This window comes from Nitratireductor sp. ZSWI3, assembly GCF_024655565.1.
In the GTDB taxonomy this organism is placed as follows: Bacteria; Pseudomonadota; Alphaproteobacteria; order Rhizobiales; family Rhizobiaceae; genus Nitratireductor.
This window is the reverse complement of record NZ_JANKOF010000002.1, coordinates 34,823-53,702: the sequence shown is the minus strand read 5'-3', so window position 1 is coordinate 53,702 and position 18,880 is coordinate 34,823. Positions and strand designations below refer to the sequence as shown.

Annotated in this window: 23 protein-coding genes; 15 read left to right on the top strand and 8 right to left on the bottom strand. The window is 64.7% G+C overall.

From position 1 onward, the window contains the following. The first annotated feature begins 50 nt into the window (after positions 1–50). From NUU27_RS01495 to NUU27_RS01435, 13 genes are all read left to right on the top strand, one after another. Positions 51–713 (top strand): type III secretion protein, encoded by a 663-nt coding sequence (locus NUU27_RS01495; protein ID WP_257760274.1) that lies wholly within the window; start codon positions 51–53, stop codon positions 711–713. Between the two features lie 10 nt (positions 714–723). After that, positions 724–906 carry a hypothetical protein gene (locus NUU27_RS01490; RefSeq protein ID WP_257760273.1) on the top strand — a complete coding sequence of 61 codons (183 nt, stop codon included), beginning with the start codon at positions 724–726 and terminating at the stop codon, positions 904–906. Positions 907–948: 42 nt separating this feature from the next. Beyond that, positions 949–1,395 (top strand): hypothetical protein, encoded by a 447-nt coding sequence (locus NUU27_RS01485; protein ID WP_257760272.1) that lies wholly within the window; start codon positions 949–951, stop codon positions 1,393–1,395. A 33-nt stretch (positions 1,396–1,428) separates the two neighbouring features. Beyond that, positions 1,429–2,235, top strand: a complete 807-nt coding sequence (gene sctJ / locus NUU27_RS01480; protein ID WP_257760271.1) for a type III secretion system inner membrane ring lipoprotein SctJ — start codon at positions 1,429–1,431, stop codon at positions 2,233–2,235. Continuing rightward, positions 2,232–2,852 (top strand): hypothetical protein, encoded by a 621-nt coding sequence (locus tag NUU27_RS01475; RefSeq protein WP_257760270.1) that lies wholly within the window; start codon positions 2,232–2,234, stop codon positions 2,850–2,852. Before sctJ ends, NUU27_RS01475 begins: the two co-directional genes overlap by 4 nt. Positions 2,853–2,858: 6 nt before the next feature. Further along, the gene (gene sctL, locus NUU27_RS01470) at positions 2,859–3,479 is read left to right on the top strand and encodes a type III secretion system stator protein SctL (protein WP_257760269.1); all 621 of its coding nucleotides are present in this window, start codon (positions 2,859–2,861) and stop codon (positions 3,477–3,479) included. Next, positions 3,476–4,828 (top strand): FliI/YscN family ATPase, encoded by a 1,353-nt coding sequence (locus NUU27_RS01465; protein WP_257760268.1) that lies wholly within the window; start codon positions 3,476–3,478, stop codon positions 4,826–4,828. The genes sctL and NUU27_RS01465 overlap by 4 nt, the downstream gene beginning before the upstream one ends. Continuing rightward, positions 4,815–5,330 carry a hypothetical protein gene (locus NUU27_RS01460; RefSeq protein WP_257760267.1) on the top strand — a complete coding sequence of 172 codons (516 nt, stop codon included), beginning with the start codon at positions 4,815–4,817 and terminating at the stop codon, positions 5,328–5,330. Before NUU27_RS01465 ends, NUU27_RS01460 begins: the two co-directional genes overlap by 14 nt. An 80-nt stretch (positions 5,331–5,410) precedes the next feature. Continuing rightward, the gene (gene sctQ, locus NUU27_RS01455; RefSeq protein ID WP_257760266.1) at positions 5,411–6,436 is read left to right on the top strand and encodes a type III secretion system cytoplasmic ring protein SctQ; all 1,026 of its coding nucleotides are present in this window, start codon (positions 5,411–5,413) and stop codon (positions 6,434–6,436) included. Further along, the gene (gene sctR / locus NUU27_RS01450) at positions 6,429–7,082 is read left to right on the top strand and encodes a type III secretion system export apparatus subunit SctR (RefSeq protein ID WP_257760265.1); all 654 of its coding nucleotides are present in this window, start codon (positions 6,429–6,431) and stop codon (positions 7,080–7,082) included. The genes sctQ and sctR overlap by 8 nt, the downstream gene beginning before the upstream one ends. A gap of 33 nt (positions 7,083–7,115) precedes the next feature. Beyond that, complete coding sequence (locus tag NUU27_RS01445; protein WP_257760264.1) at positions 7,116–7,385, top strand: flagellar biosynthetic protein FliQ; 270 nt, start codon at positions 7,116–7,118, stop codon at positions 7,383–7,385. Between the two features lie 8 nt (positions 7,386–7,393). After that, positions 7,394–8,209: a type III secretion system export apparatus subunit SctT gene (gene sctT / locus NUU27_RS01440; protein WP_257760263.1), complete on the top strand. Its 816-nt coding sequence runs from the start codon at positions 7,394–7,396 to the stop codon at positions 8,207–8,209. Between the two features lie 250 nt (positions 8,210–8,459). Further along, positions 8,460–9,296 (top strand): D-glutamate cyclase family protein, encoded by an 837-nt coding sequence (locus NUU27_RS01435; RefSeq protein ID WP_257760262.1) that lies wholly within the window; start codon positions 8,460–8,462, stop codon positions 9,294–9,296. Positions 9,297–9,418: 122 nt separating this feature from the next. Here the strand turns inward: NUU27_RS01435 and NUU27_RS01430 are convergent, their stop codons facing one another. Further along, positions 9,419–10,462, bottom strand: coding sequence for an EscU/YscU/HrcU family type III secretion system export apparatus switch protein (locus tag NUU27_RS01430; protein WP_257760261.1), 1,044 nt, complete (start codon positions 10,460–10,462; stop codon positions 9,419–9,421). Positions 10,463–10,776: 314 nt separating this feature from the next. Here NUU27_RS01430 and NUU27_RS01425 point away from each other — a divergent pair, with 314 nt between their 5' ends. Further along, positions 10,777–11,586 (top strand): tetratricopeptide repeat protein, encoded by an 810-nt coding sequence (locus NUU27_RS01425; protein WP_257760260.1) that lies wholly within the window; start codon positions 10,777–10,779, stop codon positions 11,584–11,586. A 44-nt stretch (positions 11,587–11,630) separates the two neighbouring features. Here the strand turns inward: NUU27_RS01425 and NUU27_RS01420 are convergent, their stop codons facing one another. The 7 genes from NUU27_RS01420 to NUU27_RS01390 form a co-directional block, all read right to left on the bottom strand. Continuing rightward, positions 11,631–12,071, bottom strand: a complete 441-nt coding sequence (locus NUU27_RS01420; protein ID WP_257760259.1) for a hypothetical protein — start codon at positions 12,069–12,071, stop codon at positions 11,631–11,633. Positions 12,072–12,085: 14 nt separating this feature from the next. Further along, on the bottom strand, positions 12,086–13,423 hold the full coding sequence (locus tag NUU27_RS01415) for a type II and III secretion system protein family protein (RefSeq protein ID WP_257760258.1): 1,338 nt from the start codon (positions 13,421–13,423) through the stop codon (positions 12,086–12,088). A 50-nt stretch (positions 13,424–13,473) separates the two neighbouring features. Continuing rightward, positions 13,474–15,630 carry a type III secretion system export apparatus subunit SctV gene (sctV, locus tag NUU27_RS01410; RefSeq protein WP_257760257.1) on the bottom strand — a complete coding sequence of 719 codons (2,157 nt, stop codon included), beginning with the start codon at positions 15,628–15,630 and terminating at the stop codon, positions 13,474–13,476. After that, the gene (locus NUU27_RS01405) at positions 15,623–15,943 is read right to left on the bottom strand and encodes a tetratricopeptide repeat protein (protein ID WP_257760256.1); all 321 of its coding nucleotides are present in this window, start codon (positions 15,941–15,943) and stop codon (positions 15,623–15,625) included. Before NUU27_RS01405 ends, sctV begins: the two co-directional genes overlap by 8 nt. Positions 15,944–15,956: 13 nt before the next feature. Further along, positions 15,957–16,406 (bottom strand): hypothetical protein, encoded by a 450-nt coding sequence (locus NUU27_RS01400; protein WP_257760255.1) that lies wholly within the window; start codon positions 16,404–16,406, stop codon positions 15,957–15,959. Continuing rightward, a complete protein-coding gene (locus NUU27_RS01395; protein WP_257760254.1) occupies positions 16,403–17,431 on the bottom strand; it encodes an FHA domain-containing protein in 1,029 nt (342 codons plus the stop codon). The genes NUU27_RS01400 and NUU27_RS01395 overlap by 4 nt, the downstream gene beginning before the upstream one ends. A gap of 125 nt (positions 17,432–17,556) precedes the next feature. Then, complete coding sequence (locus tag NUU27_RS01390) at positions 17,557–17,739, bottom strand: hypothetical protein (RefSeq protein ID WP_257760253.1); 183 nt, start codon at positions 17,737–17,739, stop codon at positions 17,557–17,559. A gap of 237 nt (positions 17,740–17,976) precedes the next feature. On the opposite strand from NUU27_RS01390, the gene NUU27_RS01385 reads away from it, so the two are divergent. Continuing rightward, a complete protein-coding gene (locus NUU27_RS01385) occupies positions 17,977–18,831 on the top strand; it encodes a MurR/RpiR family transcriptional regulator (protein ID WP_257760252.1) in 855 nt (284 codons plus the stop codon). Positions 18,832–18,880: the final 49 nt, after the last annotated feature.

Sequence of the window (18,880 nt, the reverse complement as noted above, 5' to 3'; positions counted from 1 at the left end):
TGCTGCTGGGTGTTGCGGATGAAGGTGCGGCTCTTGGTTGGACGGCGTGCATGAACTTTGAAATCGGCAATGCGCTGAGACGATCCTGGATGCCGGCCTGGATACCAGTTGGCGTCGTCGCGGGCTTGTCGCTGTGCGTGCTGCATGCACCCGCGCTCGCAGCGCAGCCGGAGTGGCCGTCCGGAACATACAAATACATCACGATCGATCAGCCGGTGGGCGATGCGCTGAAGGAATTCGGGCGCAACATCGGCATTCCCGTCGAGGTCAGCAAGCGGGTCGGCGGGCGGCTCGGCGCCGGGATGCCCATCGGAACCGCCCGCGAGTTCCTCGACTGGGTCTGCGATCGGTACGGGCTCGTCTGGTATTACGACGGCTCGATCCTGCACGTTGCGGCGGTCGACGAAATGCGCACCGAAATGGTCAAGCTCAGCGCCGGAGACACAAAGGACGTCCACCGGAAGCTGGATTCGCTCGGCATCGCGGATCCGCGTTATCCGGTCAGGGTCTCCGACGCGGAGAACGTGATGTCGGTCTCCGGTCCGCCGGCCTATGTTTCCGCCGTCAAGAGAAGCCTCGGAATCATGTCCGGTCCGGTCACCTCGCACATCGCCCGGGAGGTCGATGCGTCGTCCCGTGAAATCGTTCCCGTCCGGGTTTTCCGCGGCAAGCGTCTTGCCGCCGAGAACGTGCCGGCGGGCAAGAGTGAATAGGGAGAGAATCATGAAGCTCGACAATGTCACACTGTCATCGTTGACGGAGATGGACAAAGGACAGAAGGCGCAGAAGGGCGAGTTCGACGCACAGGTCGACGCCACTTTGGCACAGCTCAAGCCGGGCTCGGCCAACGCGCCGAACGCCCGGGAGCTGGAAGCAATGCAAGAGACGAGCAACGGCGAAGGCTGAGTTTCCCAAGCGGGCGTCGCCCGTCGAGGTTGAGGATCGATCATGGAAGCCACATCGATAGCCGCACCGGCAAATTCCGCCCTGCCGACCGAACTGCAGTCGGCTCAGGCGCAGCAGGCCACCGTCGAGCAGCAGCTTTTCGACTATCTGCTCGACAACAGCATGAGCAGTGCCGCCGTGCTCACCGACCCCTCTGCCCTTATCGGCTCGGCGATGGAATCGCTCGAAGGGCTGGCGACACAGGCCCAGAAGGCGTTTGACGCCGCCAATGCCTCCTCGTTCGGCCGGCCCGAAACGGCGGCGGAGGCTGGGACGTCCGCTGCCGTGAACCTCGACGCGGCAAATGCCGGCGCCACGTCGCCGGAAAGCATGGCGCAGATGCTCGACAGGGCCATTTCCGTAATGTGGGCGACCGCCAATGTCTCCATCGCAACCAACAGCCTGTCGGCAGCGACCGGATCGGCCAGCACATTGCTCAAGCAGCAATAGCAACAGCACACTCGCTTTGAGATCGGGAACTTCATGCCGCAGCTTTCAGTGAAAAAGTGGGGTGCGGCCTGCCGTCTGGCCTTCGTGTTGCTCGGGCTGCTGGTGCTCCAGGCGTGCTCGGTGGAGCTTTATTCGGGCCTCAACCAGCGGCAGGCGAACGAGATCGTCGCCGCGCTCGTTCGCCAGGGCATTCCCGCTCAGCGGCAGGCAGAAGCCGACGGCAAGATGACCGTCGTGGTGGGCAAGGGCCACTTCGCCAACGCCATGGCGGTGCTGCAGGAAAACGGCCTGCCGAGAGAGGAGTTCGCAACGCTCGGGCAGGTGTTCAAGCGCGATGGCCTGGTCTCGTCTCCAGTCGAGGAGCGAGCCACGATGATCTTCGGCCTGAGCCAGGAACTGTCGCAGACCATTTCCGACATAGACGGCGTCCTGTCCGCCCGCGTCCACCTCGTGCTGCCCGAGAACGATCCGCTGCGCCGGCAACTGGTGCCCTCGTCCGCCTCCGTGTTCATTCGCCATCGCGCCTCCGTGCCGATGAGCGACTTCATTCCACAGGTGAAGATGCTCGTGGCGAACGGCGTCGCCGGGCTTGATTACGACAATGTTTCGGTGGTTCTGGTGCCGGTGGAAACCGCTGCCGCCGGGGCAACCGGCGAGGCCGGGTTCGTCAGCTTCCTCGGTCTTTGGCTGCATCCCGACAGCGTGGCGCGCGCCATGTGGATGTTCTACGGCCTTGGCGTGATCGTCCTCCTGCTCGGCGGCCGGCTGGCCTATTTGTACTGGCGGCAGCGCGAGCGCGTCTATGCGCTCGATGCTCCCGTTCCGGCGAAGAAACCATGACCGAAGAAGCGGCGGAGATCGATCAGCAGGAGCTGTTCCTGTGGCAGCCGTCCCGCTATGCCGACCCGGCGCGCCTGATCTCCTGCTTCGGCGGGGCGGTCGATCTTGAAACCGGCAAGAGGCTTCTTGCGACCAGACGGCTGGACAAGCGTCTGTCACGGCTTCTGACGGAGCGCTTTCACCTGCCTCCGCCGGCCCTACAGGACAATCGTTCCATCGACGAAGCAGATTGGCCCGTCGCCTGTGCGCCCGCCGATCGGCTGGCGGAGATCGCCATCAGGGCCGGGGCCGTCTATTGGGCGGCCACCCTGGCCCGCACCATCTCGGGCCGGGAGGCGACGGCGCTGCGCGAGCAGCTTGGCGCCGCGCTCTGTTCGCTGGCGGTGGCCAACAAGGATCTCGCGGGTCCACAGCAGCCGCTCGATCCTTTGGAGACGGTTCGGCAACGGGTCGAAGCCGATGGCTGGGTCTGTCTTGCTGCCTGGTGCGAGGCGGCCGGACCTGTCGTGGCAAGCCGGGTTCGGCTCAAGCTCCCGCCGCAAAATCCGCTCGAAGCGCCGGCAGCCCCCGCGTTTGCGGAGATCGGGCCATTGATCGTGCGCCGTGTCGCGGGCTGAGGTCGGATGACGAAGACAGGCGATAAATCCCGCAAGCTGCCCCTGCGGCCGACCGCGCGCCTCCTGAAGGCCGAGGAAGCAAAGGCCTGGCAGGATGGCTACGCTTTCCTGGCAGCGGCCGAGGAGGAGGCCCGCCAGATGCGCGAGGCGGCGCGGCGTGCCTATGCCGCGGAATATGCGAGAGGTTTCGGCGACGGGAAGGCAAAGGGCGAGGCCGAGGCGGCACGGCTGGTCGGCGAGACCGTCGGCAAGGTCGACCGATACCTTGCCGGACTTCGCGGCGAAATCGTAACGCTGGCGCTCGACGTGGTGGAGCAGGTTCTTGGCGCGTTCGACACGGCCGATCTCGTGGCCCGGGCGGCGGAGCGGGCGATCGCCGACATCCGGAGCGCAAAATACCTGCGCGTTACCGTCCATCCCGATGCCGTCGAGACGATGCGCAACAGGCTCGACGCGCTGGTGCAGCCATCCCGCTTCGGCTTCTCCATCGAGGTGAACGGCGATGCTGAGCTTGCCGCTGATGCCTGCATCATCGCCACCGACGCGGCGGTCATCGATGCGGGGATCGACGTGCAACTGAAGGCGATCGCGGAGTCCCTGGAAACCGGGGAGGCGGCGGTCCCATGAAGCAGTCTCCTGTCGATCAGAAGCTCGAGCGCCTCGTTCCCGATCTCAGCCAGAGACTGCGGCAGGAGGTCGTGCGGCGGCGGAAAGGCCGCGTGCGGCGGGTGGTCGGCGTTGTGGTCCACGCGACGGTGGAAGAGGTGCGGCTCGGGGAAATCTGCAATCTCGTCGATCCGAAAACCGGGCGATCGATGCGGGCCGAGGTGGTCGGCCTGGACGACGAGCAGGCGATATTGCTTCCCCTCGGCGATCTGAACGGCCTGTCCAGCCTCACCGAGGTCGTGCCGACCGGCGCCGCCTTGCAGGTCGAGGTGGGCTCCGGCCTGCTGGGGCGCGTGATCAACGCTTTCGGCGAGCCGCTGGACGGCCGGCCGGCCGGCCCCTCCGGCGGCGGCCAGCGTTATCCGGTTCATGCCGATCCGCCACCGCCGTTTGCGCGTGCCCTGGTCTCCCACCCGATGCAACTCGGCGTCCGGGCTCTCGACGGCCTGCTGACCTGCGCCCGCGGACAGAGGGTGGGCATCTTCGGCGAGCCGGGTGTCGGCAAATCCCAGCTTCTGTCGGACATCGTGCGGGGAACGGATGCCGACGTCGTCGTCGTCGCCCTGGTGGGCGAACGCGGCCGGGAGGTGCGCGAGTTCGTCGAGCGCCAGCTCGATGCCGACGGCATGAAGCGGACCGTGGTCGTCGCGGCAACCTCCGACCGGCCGGCCATCGAGCGCATGAATGCCGCCTATGTCGCCACGACGATCGCGGAGTATTTCCGCGACCAGGGAAAGCATGTGCTGCTGGCGCTCGACAACATAACCCGCTTCGCGCGGGCTCAGCGGGAGATCGGCCTGGCTTCGGGCGAGCCGCCGACCCGGCGAGGATTTCCGTCCTCCCTGTTCGCGGCGCTTCCAAGGCTGCTGGAACGCTCGGGACCGGGCGAAAAGGGAACCATCACCGGCCTCTACAGTGTCCTCATGGAAGGCGATGGCACCCTGGATCCCGTCGCCGAGGAACTGCAGGCCCTTCTCGACGGGCATGTGTTCCTCTCGGCCGAACTTGCCCAGCGCAACCATTTTCCGGCGATCGATGTCCTGCGCAGCCGGAGCCGCCTGATGGACACGGTCGTTCCCCCACAGCACAAGGCCGATGCGGGCCGCATGCGGGAATTGCTGGCGCGCTACGCCGAGGTCGAATTGCTGCTGCGGGTCGGAGAATACGAGAAGGGCAATGACGCGGTCGCGGACGAGGCCGTCGCGAAGATCGATCGGATCAACGGTTTTCTGCGGCAGGAAACGGCCAGTCACGAAACGATGTCGGCGGCGCGGCAGCGGATGCGGGAGATCCTCGATGAAAAACCGTGAGGTGCTTGGCCGTCTGCGGGATCTGCGGCAATTGCGCGAGCAGCGCGCAAGGGAGGCGGTCGCCCGGCGCCGTCAGGCGACGTTGAAGGCCGCAGAAATGGTTCGCGATGCGGCCGGCGCGATCGCTCTGGAGCTGCAGCGGTCAGCAACCGATGAAGAGGAAGCGTTCGCGGCGCTGTCCGGAAACCTCGTCACCGCGAATGGCCTGCACGAGATGCAGCACCGGTTCGATGCCGCCGCCGGCCGGCTGCAGGCGCTGGAAGCCCGGCAGGCCGAGGCCCGCGATGCGGAATGCGACAGCCGCGCCGACCTTTCGAAGGCCCGCGACGTCCACCGTCTCAAGCGCCGGCGGCTCGAAAAGCTCGAAAGCGTCATCGAGCAGGAAGCCGTTCGCGAGCGTCACCGGAAGGCGGCCCGTGCGGAATTATTCGATGAGGAGCAGTCAGGCGGGGCGGGCGTTCAACGCCGCTCGCAAGGTCCGTGGGGAGCGGGGCGTTCCTGATGCCTGAAGCCCGGCTTCGCCAAAGCAGGAAGAACAAGCGGGTGACGTCCGGAAAACCGAGGGCGTCGCGGGCGAGGACGATGCGCCTGGAGGCGCCGGAACTTCGGCCGGACATCGTGCCGGTGCTGAACGCATTCTACCGCCGGCGCATGCCCCTCGACCTTACCGTCGCCGGAGAGGCGCTGACGGTTGCCGCCGGCGGCGATCCGGTCGGTTTCGCCGGGGACGCGAGCGCCGTGATCCGCTTCGAGATCGGCGGCGTGGACGGGGCTTTGGAATGCCCCGCCCGGCTGGTCGACGATGTCCTCGCATCCTTCGGGCCGGAGACTGATCCGGGCGCGCTCGTTCCCGAACATGTCGCGCTGTTGCTCGAATGTGCCCTGGCCGAAGACCTTGGTGCCCTCGAAGCGCAGCTTGATTGTGGCATCGAGATCATCTCCGTCGAGCGATCCCCGGAAAGGCGAACCGAACCCTCTCCGCTGATCCTCACGGTCGGCTGGCGCGGCGAAAGCCTCGCTTGCGGCCTGCATCTCGACGATGCCTCAGCCCTGCGCCTGGCGGGGCTCCTCGACGAGCGGCAGACGCGGCGCCCGCCGCTGCGCATGGATATTCCCGCCCCCGTGAGCATCTGGAAGGCTGTTGCGACCATGTCTCTCGGCGAATTGCAGAGCGCCGCTCCGGGGGATGTCGTCGTGCTCGATGCCACGCCGGCGGGGGACCAATCGGCGCTCATCGTGATGGCGGACCGCCTGCTCGCACGGGCCAAACTCAACGGCAATGGATGCACGGCCGTCTCCAGGCCGTTCCCCATCCGAGGTTCAAACTGGGAGTGGATCATGAACCAAGCGGCACAGCCGGACACCGAAAAACTCGAAGATTCCGGGTTTGACGCCCTGCCTGTCACCGTCGCCTTCGAACTCGGGCGCAAGGCAATGCCGCTGAGCGAGATCAGCGCGCTTGCGCCGGGGGCCGTCGTTCAGCTCGCCGGCATGTCGGCCGAGGCCGTCAGCATCCTGGCCCAGGGAAAGCGGATCGGAGAAGGGGAGATCGTGCGCATCGGCGAGGCATTGGGAGTGCGCATCGTCCGCATCTTCGACAATGCTTGAAGGGTCGCCGAACCTACTCGGCATCCTCGTTGCGGTCGGTCTCGTCGGCATCTTTCCTCTGGCCGTCGTGACGATGACCGGCTTTCTCAAAATATCGGTCGTCCTGTTCCTCATCCGCAACGCGCTCGGCGTGCAACAGACCCCGCCCAATCTCGTCCTCTATGGAATCGCGCTGGTTCTGACCGTCTATGTCACCACGCCGCTGATCAGCGAGATTTCGGGACGCCTGGAGGAGCGGCAGGTGACGTTCCAGACCACGGAGGATCTTTCCGTCGCCGCCCAGGTGGTGCGGGAGCCGCTGCGCCAGCATCTGTTGCGCTTCACGCATCCTGCCGAGCGTGAGTTCTTCCTGGAGGGAACGGCACGGCTGTGGCCGGACGGTGCGAACCAGAACCTGCAGGAAAGCGATCTTTCCATCCTGGTTCCGGCCTTCGTGGCCTCGGAGCTCACGCGCGCCTTCGAGATCGGCTTTCTGCTCTACCTGCCGTTTCTGGTGATCGACATCGTCGTCGCCAACGTGCTGATGACGCTGGGCATGATCATGGTCTCGCCGGTCCTGATCTCAATCCCGCTGAAGCTTTTCCTTTTCGTGGCCATCGACGGCTGGTCGCGGCTGATGCACGGCTTGATCCTGAGCTACGGCTGATGGTGGCCGACCTGATCGAGGGAGACATATCGCATGGCCAGTGATTTCGTGCTCGCGAAGGTGCAGGGCGCACTCATGATGGTTCTCATCGCCTCCAGCCCGGCGATCATCGCGACGCTGGCTATCGGCCTGATCGTCGGCCTGGCGCAGGCCCTGACCCAGATCCAGGACCAGAGCCTGCCGCAGACCGTCAAGCTGATCGTCGTCCTGCTCGTGGTGATGCTGCTCGGGCCGCTCCTGGCCGCGCAGATCGCCGAGCAGGCTTCGCAGGCGCTCGACGAGTTTCCCTCCGTCACCCGGTGAACCCGCTCATGCCGTTTGACGCGCTGTTCTCGTCGGTCAAGGAACTCGAAACCTACATCCTGGCCGCCGCCTTCGCGCTCGCGCGCTTTGCAGGCATGATGACGGTGATGCCGCTGTTCGCGCGCATCCGGCTGACGGGACTGCTGCGCAATGGGGTCGCGATCGCCCTGTCGATCCCGGTGATCCCGATGATCGCCGGCACGCTCGACGGTATGACGGCGACTGCGCCCCTGATGGTGGTCCTGATGCTCAAGGAATTCGTCATCGGGGCGACGCTGGGATTCGTTCTGGGCATACCCTTCTGGGCGGCCGAAGCGGCCGGCGACATCGTCGATCTGCAGCGTGGGTCGACCATGGGAGCGCTCATAGACCCGATGATGACGCACGAGACGAGCGCGACGGGGACGTTCTTCGCGCTGGTGATGATGGTCCTGTTCGTCGCGGCCGGCGGCTTCGGGCTCATGGTGAGCACGGTCTACGACAGCTACGATCTGTGGCCGATCGATCGGCTTTTTCCCATCTTCAGCCCGCAGGCGGCGGAAGTCTTCCTCATGCTGCTCAACCGGGTGCTGATGATGGCGCTCGTCCTGGTGTTCCCGCTCGTCATGGGCCTGCTTCTGTCGGACGTGCTGCTGGCCCTGCTCGCGCGGGCCTCCCCGCATCTCAACGTCTTCGCCCTGTCGCTCGTTCTCAAGACGCTGGTTTTCAGCCTCATTCTGGTTTTGTACGCATCGTTCCTGGTGTTCTACATGGGGCGCGATCTGTCGTTTTTGAGCAGGGTGCAAGAGTACATTGCTGATATAGCCTGTCTCAACTGCGGCTGAAACGAGCGGTTTCGCACGTGGAGGAGTGCGCTTGGATGATTTTCGCGCCAGGGCGCAGTCAATCGCAAAAATCGAAAATTTCGCTCATCTTTGGTCTACTGACAAAACATGACATTATCGACGTCTGGCCTGCATAGATTTCGATCTGTAAAGATATGTTATCGGAAACAGTTCTTTTGCAGGTTTGACAGCTCTGTCCGCAGCAACAATTCTGCCGCGTCGGCATTTGTCCGATTGAAGAGGGGCGATCATGGGAGTCGTGGCTCACCACAGGGGCTTGGCAGCGGGCGAAGAGCTCGGACGGCTCAGCTCGGAGCGGTTGCGGAGCCTGATCAGGCAAGGCGTGTATCGTGGCAACACGAAGGGACTTGCCCATCGCAAGCTCCAGGCCTCCATCGTCATCCTGTCGCGCCGTTTCGCGGGTGATTTCCTAAAATTCTGCACGCGGAACTCCAAGCCCTTGCCGGTGGTCGGCGTCGGCCAGGCCGGCAGCGCGATGCTGGCGGGTCTCGGTGAGATCGATGTGCGGACGGATGTCCCGCAGTTCGACATCTATCGTTTCGGTGCGCTGGTGGAGCGGCGCAGCAACGTGCTCGACCTGTGGCGCGAGGACTTCGCCGCCTTTGCGATCGGCTGCTGCTTCACGTTCGAACACGCGCTGAGCGACCGCGGGATCAAGATCCGCGGCCTGAGACGGGGGCGGACCGTTCCCATGTTCCGCACCATGATCAACACGGTTCCGGTCGGCTTGTTCGGCGGTGAGATGGTCGTCTCCATGCTGCCCATCCGCCGTTGCGACGTCGACAAGGTCCGGGCGATCACGGCGCGCTACCCGCATGCGCATGGAGCCCCCATCCATGTCGGTGACCCGGCTGTTCTCGGGATCCGTGACATCGAGCGGCCGGACTGGGGTGAACCGCTTCCCATCGCGGCGGACGAGGTGCCGGTCTTCTGGGCCAGTTGCGGCACCGCCAGGAACGCCCTGCAGCGCGCTGAACTCGAGATATTCATCACGGAGACGCCGGGCCGCATGCTGGTGACGGAAATGGACCACCAGTCGGACGTCGGCTTTTTCAAGGTGTTTTGAAACCCGCTTAAGGCATTTTGCAGTCAGGTGGAATTACCTGACGACCGCATAAATGCGGAAAAACAAAGAGATAGAACGGGACAGCGTTTCCACGAAACGATGAACCGGTCTCGGCGCCAGTTCTAGACGATACCGAGCCGGACCAGATGGCTGATGACCGGCTGGAAAAGGTTGGAATCGAGATACTCGCCGACGCGGGCGCGCTCGTACATCTGCTGGACCAGGTCCCGGTCGTCGATGACCGGACACCCGATCTGACGGGCTTCCGACACAAGGGCGGCTGCGAAGCGGCCTTGTCCCTTGGCGACGATCACGGGGACCGGCGTTTCACCGCGGACGTAGCGCAGGCCGACGAGGCGGTCGCCATCGCGAAAGGCGAGGACGGCGTTCCGCATGCCGAGCTTGGTGGGCCGGCTGGCCGCATCGCGCCGCTGCCGGCGCCTTTCCTGGCGCAGCAATGGATCGCCCTCAAGATCCTTTTGCTCGCGCTTCAGCTCCGTCTTCGTCATGCGCAGGTCCTGCCGGTAGAGCCAGCGCTGGATCGGCACGTCGATGACGCCGATGACCACGAAGGCGAGCGCGGCTGCCATACCGAGCGGCGTCAGTGCCGAGACGACCATGGGCATGATGCAGCTCTCGCCGCAGCCGGGCGCGTCGAAGAGCGGCTGAAACCAGGCAAGCAGAACGACGACGAAGAGCGCGGCCAGTCCAACCGTCTTGATCAGGCTCTTGGCGAACTCGACCATGTTGCGCATGGAGGCCAGGCGCTTGAAGCCCTTTCCGGGATTGATGTGGTCGAATTGCGGTTTGATCGGCTCGAACGAGAACACCGGCCCGCGAATGGCGATGATGCCGAAAAGGATCGTCACGGCGACGATGACGGCAACCAGCGGGGCCGTGCTCAGCAGGACCGTGAGGGCAGCCTGCCGTATGGCGGTCTCGCTCACGGCGGTGAAAGGCGTGGCGCCGCTCTGCGCTACCGTCTGGACAAGCTCGAGAAGCCGTTCGACGATCGTCGGCCAGAAGACGAACAGATAGGCAAGCGCGGCAAGGAGCGCGAAGCCCGAGACGAGATCGCGGCTCTGGGACACCTGTCCCTTCTTGCGTGCGTCCCTGAGTTTCTTGTCGGACGCCGGAAGTTTCTTTTCCTCAGTTTCCTGGGGCATTTCCCGGACCTATCGGGGCGTTTTGGTTTCCGTTGCCGAACACGTTGTATAAGATGCGCCCAGTGGTCTGACCGAAACAGATGGTACCCATCTGTTTCGACAAGTCAGCCCACAAGCTGTTGATCTGGTGGGGCGATTTTCCCAACAGATGGGTACCATCTGTTGGGATCGCACCACGTGGTCTGACCGAAACAGATGGTACCCATCTGTTTCGATAAGTCAGCCCACAAGCTGTTGATCTGGTGGGGCGATTTTCCCAACAGATGGGTACCATCTGTTGGGATCGCACCACTAGCTCGATCGAGGAGTAGGGCATGCGTTTTTGTGCGGCACTTTTGGTTGTTTCCGGTGCGTTCATTCTCTCCGGCTGCACGACGATGCAGGACGCCGGCGTTTCGAAGGCCGATGCCGCCCAGGAGAAGCCGACGCGGTCATCGCGTCTCATCAAGCTCGCCAGCGACATAGAAGCCCGGGGCGATTCCGACACCGCGCTGGCGCTCTACCAGCAGGCCGCTGCCGTTCCCGATGCCAAACCGCAGACGCTCGTCGTCGTTGCCGACGCCTATGCGCGGGCCGGCTACGATGAAGAGGCGATCAAGACCTACCGCCTGGCGCTGTCGCGCTCGCCCAGCAACGGCCCGGCGCTGGTTGGCCTCGGCTCGGCGATGATCGACACGGGCGACACGGAAGCGGGCATCCGCGCGCTGTCGGAAGGCGCGCAGAGCGTCAACACGAGCAAGGCCTACAACCGGCTGGGCGTCGCCCATATCTTCGCCGGCGACATCGAGTCCGCGCAGGCCACGTTCACACGGGCGCTCGCCCTGGCGCCGGGCGATCTCGACATCGAAATCAACATGGCGCTGGCGGCGGCCCTGGCGCAGGACAGCGCAAGAGCCGTTCCCCTGGCGCAGAAGGTGGCGGCCTCTCCCGATGCGCAACTGCATCACAAGCGCAACATCGTCATGGTCTACGGGCTTCTCGGCCAGGAGGATGTCATGCGGACGTCTCCGCCGACAGGCTTGTCGACCAAGGAGATCAACAGCCTTATGTCGCAGGCAAAGTCGATCCGCGCGAAGAAGACGGTGGATGCCCGCGCCAGGGCGCTGGGCTCCATGAGCGGCTAGTTCCTGCCGGATCCTCGCGGCAGGGGCCTCGCTTCGTTCGGCGCTCATTGCACGGGCGACGGCTCCATTCCGGTGTTGCGTGCGCCGCCGAGCGGCAGCTCTTCCCCATAAAGATATTTCCGGGCGGCCCTGGCCGTCGGCGCAGCCGATGCGGGCCCGGAGCGTCGACCCTCCACAAGGTCGCGCTCGCTCTCGACCATGCGCTGCAGGTTGTAGGCGTTGGCACAGCCGGGCGGCAGGTGCGGGCCTAGTTCGGGCACGATGGTCGCCCGCGTCGCCGCCGGGTTGGGGGCCTGGTCGGCCGGCTCGGCCAGACAGGCTTCCGGAACCAGGACGGAACCGCCGACGGTCTTGCTCGAATCGGCGAACCCGTTGGCCGCCACATAGCTGTAGCCGGGGGAATAGTCCGGCGGCGGCGCGCTGTTGCAGCCTGCCAGGGCAAGGAGAGGCATCGCCGCGGCGATGCGAAGAAAACTGGATGTCATCGCCTCAGTCTCCACTATTTGATGATCAGGCCCATTCCGGCCGACTTCTTGGACGGTCTCCTGGCGGCGGGGCGATCCATCGGCGTGGCGAGATCGTGCGTGCGGACCGGCTCGACCAGATAGGGCGTGATCAGGATGACCAGCTCGGTCTCCTCCCGCTGGTAGCGCTGCGACTGGAACAGGGCGCCGAGGATCGGCACGTCGCCGAGCACGGGAAACTTCTCCAGATTGCTGGAGAAGCGCTGCTGGAAGAGGCCCGCGATGGCGAATGTCTGGCCGCTGGCCACTTCCACCGTGGTGTCGGCCCGGCGCACGACGAAACTCGGCAGGGCGTAGCCGTTCAGGCTCACCCCTCCATCGGTTATCGAACTGACCTCGGGCTGGACGTGGATGGCGATGCGCTGGTTGTTGATCAGCGTCGGCGTGAAGCCGAGGGAAACGCCGAAGGGTTTGTACTCCACGCCGATCGTGTCTTCGCTTTGGGGAATGGGCACCGGCACCTCGCCGCCGGCAAGGAAACTCGCCGTCTGCCCGGTCATCGCGGTCAGGTTCGGTTCCGCCAGGATCTTGACGATCCCGTTGCGTTGCAGCGCATCCAGCAGAACCTCGACATTGATGCCCTTGACGTCGAGATTCAGGCCGAGCCCTCCTTCGGGTTGAAAGCCGCCGGTTCTGAAGATGCCGAAGTTGAAATCGCCCTGATTGACGAAGACCTGCCAGTCGACGCCATAGGACTGCAGTTCCGTGCGCGAGACTTCCGCGAAACGCACACGGATGTTGACCTGCTGCGAGCCGGTGATGGTGGTGTTGTTGATCGGCGGGTATTCCGGCGGCGAATAGGTGCGCGCCACGCTGTCGACGTCGAGCGCTTCATTGACGCTTCGCGTCTGCCCCAGTGCCACGATGCGGTTGCCGAAGATCGTCAGATCCGTCGTCGAGGTCGACTGGAGGATGCTTTTGGCGTCCTGGGCCGGGCCCGGATCGGCGCTCACGCGAAAGCCCATCGAGGCCTTGATCCGCTGGTCGCTGGTGATGGCGATCAGGTTGGTGAGGCCGGGCTTGAGGCCGAACACATAGACGATGTCGGGAGCGACGATCTGCAGATTGGCTATGGTGGCGTCGGCGATCAGGACGGATTCCACGGGCTCGTTGAAACGGAGAAGCCGCCCCTGGCCGACATGCAGGTCGACGGCGGCACCGTCGGTGCGGGGTGAAATCTCCTGGGCATGCGCGAGAGATTGCCAACCTATCAGAGCCAGCAGGAGAACCACCGCCGCGACGGGGCTCCAGGCCTTGCCGCTCCGCCCCTGGCGGTGTGCTGCTGTTGCAATCGTGAAACCTCGATCTTTCATGCCATCCCTCTCTTTGCGCATGCCAGCGGACTTCTTCCATCCTTGCCGGATCAGCGGGCTGCCCCTTGTTCTGTCTTGTCTTGTGCCGGCAGGGATCGCGGCGCCTGCCGCCCCCGCTCGCCTTGCCTTCCGGTGATCGTCGCCAGGGGCTGCACGTTGAATTCGGGCGCCAGCTCCTGATAGGAGATGACCGGAAGCTCTATGCCGTTGTGCACGAGAAGGCTGCGCAGGTGACGCCGCACGTCCATGGCGGCAAGAACCACCGGTCGCGCCGCCGCCGCGGTGTCGGAAAGCGCCTTCTTGATCTGCCCGGCGATCGCCTGGCACTCCGGATCCGAAAGGTTCAACGTCGCGCCGGTCGGCAGGGACTGGACGCTCGATCTCAGCGCCGCCTCCGCGGACGGCTGAAGCAGGTAGGCCGCGATGATGCGGTTGCGGTCGGCCATGCGGAAGCTGATCTGCCGCTTCAGCGAGACGCGCACCTGCTCGGCCAGCAGTGCCGTGTCCTGTTCCTTGCGTCCCCCGTTGGCGATGGCCTCGAGAATGATGCGCGGATTGCGGATCGGGATGTTTTCGGCCACCAGCCTGCGCAGCACCTCGGCGATCTTCTGCAGGGGAACGGCTTCCTGGGCCTCGCGCACCAGATCGGCGTAGTCGCCCTCGAGTTCCGTCAGGAGGTGCCGGGTTTCCTGGATGCCGACGAAATGATCTGCGTAGAGGCGAAGCGCGTCGGTGATCCATCTGGCCGCGACCTCGACCGGCGAAAGATGCGCGAGCCCCGCTTCGACAAGCTTTGCGACATGCTCGTCGTCCACCCAGCTCGCCGGATGCCGCGCATTGATCGACCTCGTCTCGTGGAACGGAACCTTGAGCAGTTCCAGATGGGCGACGTCTCCCTCGTAGAGGACGCTGCCTGCCGGAATCTCCGCGTCCAGGATGGGAGCTCCCTCCAGGTCGAGACGCAAATGCGAGGCGCCCGAGCTGTCATCCGTCTTGAGGTCGATCCGCGGCACCGTGATGCCGAGATCGTCGAGGAGCTCCGTTCGGATGCGTTCGGTTCGCTGCTGAAGCTCGGCGGGAGTGAAAGATTTGCCGAGATCGCTGCCGAAGCGTGCGACGATCGGCGTCGGCGGCAGCATCGCGGTGCTGTCGGATGCCAGCAGCGCGGTCGTATCGTTGCCCGCCTCCTCGCGGCCGAGCGTGACGGTTCGGCCGGCGTCGGTCTCATCCCGCGTGTTGCGGCGCAAGGCATAGGCGCCGGCGCCCAGCACCGCACCCAGGATCAGGAAGACGATCGTCGGGAAGCCGGGCACCAGGCTGAGGCCGAGCAGAACGACGGAGGCCAGCGCCAGCGCCCGCGCGTCGCGCAGGAGCTGGCCGGCGATCTGCCCGCCGAGGTCGGTATGGCCCTCGGTCCCCGCGACGCGGGTGATCATCGCGCCCGAGGCGACGGCGATCAGCAGTGCCGGAATTTGCGAGACGAGCCCGTCGCCGACGGTCAGCAGCGAATAGGTGGCGGCGGCCTCGCCGAGCGACATGCCGTGCTGCAGGGTACCGACGGCAAAGCCGCCTATGAGGTTGACGAGAATGATCACGATTCCGGCGATCACGTCTCCCTTCACGAACTTCATGGCGCCATCCATCGCGCCGAACAGCTGGCTCTCGCGTTCGAGCTGGCGGCGCATGTGGCGGGCTTCATCCTGATCGATGTCGCCGTTGCGCAGTTCGGCATCGATGCTCATCTGCTTGCCGGGCAGGGCATCGAGCGTGAAGCGCGCGGCCACTTCGGCGACGCGTTCGGCGCCTTTCGCGATGACGACGAACTGCGCGATCGTGATGATGAGGAAGATGACGAGACCGACCGCGATGCTGCCGCCGACGACGAAGGATCCGAAGGTCGTGACGATGTTGCCGGCATCCGCCTGCAGGAGGATCAGGCGCGTCGTGGTGATCGTGATCGCCAGACGGAACAGCGTGGCGATGAGTATGACCGAAGGCAGCGAGGAGAAATCGAGAGGATGCCGGACGTAGAAACAGGCCAGCAAGATGAGGACGCTGATCGCGATGTTCGCAGAGATCAGGACGTCGACCAACTCCGTCGGCAGCGGGATGAGCATCATCACCACGGAGACGAGCATCAGCATCGCGATGACCAGGTCGCTGCGGCGGCCCACCTTGACGAGGAATGGCAAAAGGCGGTCAAACACGGTGATCGGCCTCGTAATGCGCCAGGAAATCCCTGAAGGAATGTCGGGCCTCGGCGGCCTCGCCGGCCGCCATCAGCGCCTTGCTCTTCAGGAGGGCAAGCAGCGGTTGCTCGCCGTCGCCCAGCCGTTCGAGCCGCTCGATCGTGGCCAGTGCCTTGTCGGCCTCGCCGCTGCGGATGAGCAGATGCGCGAGCGTGCGCAGGACGCCCCGGTCTTCCGGCGCGAGCTGGATGGCGAGAAGCAGATAGGCGACGCCGCGCTTCACCTGCCCGTGGCATCCATAAAGATAACCAAGGATATGCAGGAGTTTCACGGTCTCGCCAACGTCAGTCAGTCTGGCCCCCTCCGTGCAGCAGGCGAAGCAATTCCTGGTGGCGCTGGATCTCCTCCTCGAGCAGCGTTGTCGCCAGTTCGTGAAGCTGCTCGCCGCCGTCGAGATTCGGGACGAGGTGGTCGACGCAGTCCTTCAGGATGGAAACGGAGCGGCGGATGATCGTGGGATCGGGAATGCCCGGCGCAACGAAATCCTCGAGCGCCTGATCGAGGGAGGGCGGGCCGAAACGGGAAGTGACGGGGGAGGCCCCCGAATCGAGCCGGCCGGCTTCGGCGGCGCCGTCGGCCGCCGATCCTTCGCGCGCGGTGGATTTGTCCACGCCGTTGAGCCGCGGCCGATCGATGGTTCTGCGGCGCGCGCCCTCTATGGACGGGGCTTCGCGTCCGGCACTGGTGTCCAGCCTCGATGTGTCGACCCGCAGCGCATCGAGTCGCTGTGTCATTGATATTTCAGCGCCACTGTATCGCCGGCCTTCTTGAGGACGAGTTGCGTCTCGCCGATCTCCGAGATGGTCCAGCCGCCGCTGACGAACGCCCCCTCGTGATAGCGTGTGCCGTCCGCCGCGATGATGTAGGGTTGTGCGCCATACCAGATGGCCTGCAGGCGGATTCGCGGCATCTGGGCGGCATCGCCCGTCGTGACGTCGGAGACCAGCAGGACGCGGCCGCCATAGGTCTGGTCGAACCACGACCGGACGGTTTTCCAGGCGCCGGCTTCGGTCTTGGAAACGGTGCCGGATGCGATCAGCCTGTCGTCGGATAGCGCGACGTTCACACCGGAGATACCCGCCTGCTCGAGGCGCCGGGCAAGCTGGTCAAGAGCGCCTTCGAGACCTTTCGCTGCCGGCTCGCCGGCAGCCTGCTGCCCGGCGCTGCCGGTCTTGCCAAGGCCTAGCATCGCCAGGACCCCGGCGTTCTCTTTCGGCCAGTTCGTCTCCGGCTCGGCGCGGGAAAGACTGTTCGAGGCGACAAAGCCGACAAAGATGGCGAGGAAGATGCCGCTGAAGGCCAAAAGCGGGCTGTTCGGCAGCCTCGTGGCGACGCTTTCGGGAGCGCTGCCGACGATCCGGAACCGCGCCTCGCCCAAGGTTGCGTCGAGAGGCAGCTTGCAGCGGCGGCCGTGCCCCATCGGGACGATTTCGTTTTCCCCCAGCTTCACGGGACCGCCGGTCGCCTCGATCTCGACGCGGCCGCGGCGGATGTGCAGCCGGGTGTGCAGGTCGGCAATGCCCTCGTCGCTGAGGAGGATGTCGGCTTCGGTGCCGGAGCCGATTGTATAGCTCGCGTCGTCTAGATGAAGGGTGGCGCCGCTGTGCGCGCCCTGCAGGACCTCGAAGACGGGTTGGGCCGGTGCCGGCAGGGCCTTCGCTGCCCGCCGCCATCCCAGGCGCCGTCTGCCGAAGCCATCCATTCCCGTCCGGACCATATCCGGCAGCTCTCGAACAAGCTTGGCTACCCTGGGATTCATCTCACACCACCTCCTGCGGGCATCGGGTCCGGCGCGGTCTGGTCAATGCAACGTCGTATGCATGCGTGAAGGATGCTTTGTGTGCCGCAGGTTCTTCTGCAGCACACAAAGCATAGGGCCGATCTTCAGGCCTTCTGGGCCGACTCGCCGATCTTCCGCGAAAGGCTCATGTTCATGTCGTTGGTCGACTTGGCCAGTTCTGCTTTCATGCTCAAGTTGAACATCTTTTCCTGATGCGCAATGAGCTTGTCGAGGTTCTGCTCGGGGTTCGACGTTCCCGTGGTCACCGAAGATGCGGAATCAGACATCAGTTGCTCCTTGGATAGCAAATCAAGTGGCGGACTCTGCGGAGACTGTGCATCCGCCGCCCAGTGGCAGGCATAATTTAGAGGCGTTCACAAGAAAAGTCCATTTGGAATATTTTAAAACGTTAAATTCCAACCGTCATATTTCTGTTGCGTTTGAGGTGGGCGACACGTAGTGTTTCCATGGGGAACGGGTGATCTGAATGGGGGCTGGTGTGGCGCGAGATGGAACGAGGACCTTTGAACGAACTTCTGGCCGAGCGGTTTGAGACGATGCCGCCGCGATTGCAGGCGGCAGCACGTTTCGTGCTCGACAATCCCAAGGATGTGGCGCTGTTGTCGATGCGCGAGCAGGCGCAGCTTGCCGGGGTTTCCCACAGCACGATGATGCGGCTGGCGCGCTGGATCGGCCTTGAGGGCTACGACGACATGCGCTCGCTCTATGCCAAGGCGTTGCGCGATGTGGACGCGACTGCGGAGCGGGACCGGTTCGCGCCGGATGCACCCGCCGACGAAGGATATTCCGAGGTCGGTCCGGTGACCGACACGCTTGCCGCCCAGGTGGCCAGGCTGGGTGACTACGGCAATGCGGCGCAGATCTACGCCGCTGCCGAATCGCTCGCCGGCGCCCGGCATCTGTTCAGCCTAGGCCTGCGCCGGGAACTGCCGGTCGCCCAGCATTTCTCCTCCATGCTTTCAGCGCTGACGGATCGCGTCAGCCTGTTGGACGCGGCCGGGGGAATGGGGATCGACGCCCTGCGGGGGGCCGGGAAAGGCGATGCGATGCTGGTGGTGGGCATGGCTCCCTATGCCCGTGCGACCATCGAGATTGCCCAGCACGCGGCGCGGCGCGGCGTTGCCGTCGTCGCGATCACCGACAGCAACGTTTCGCCTCTCGCCCGCCTTGCCCGGCACAGCATCGTGGTGACGCTGCATTCGCGCTCGTTCTTTCAGAGCATCACGCCAGCCCTGGCGGCCGCGGAGGCGCTTGTCGCGCTCATTGCGCCGCGGCTCGACACGCGGGTCGAGGAGGCGCTGAAGGACGAGGAAGAGCAACTCGCCGATCTCGACGTGTACTGGACGCCTTCACGGTAGCTGCAGCTTTTTCTCCAGCGCCGGGTCCCGGGCGTCGTGTGCACGCAGC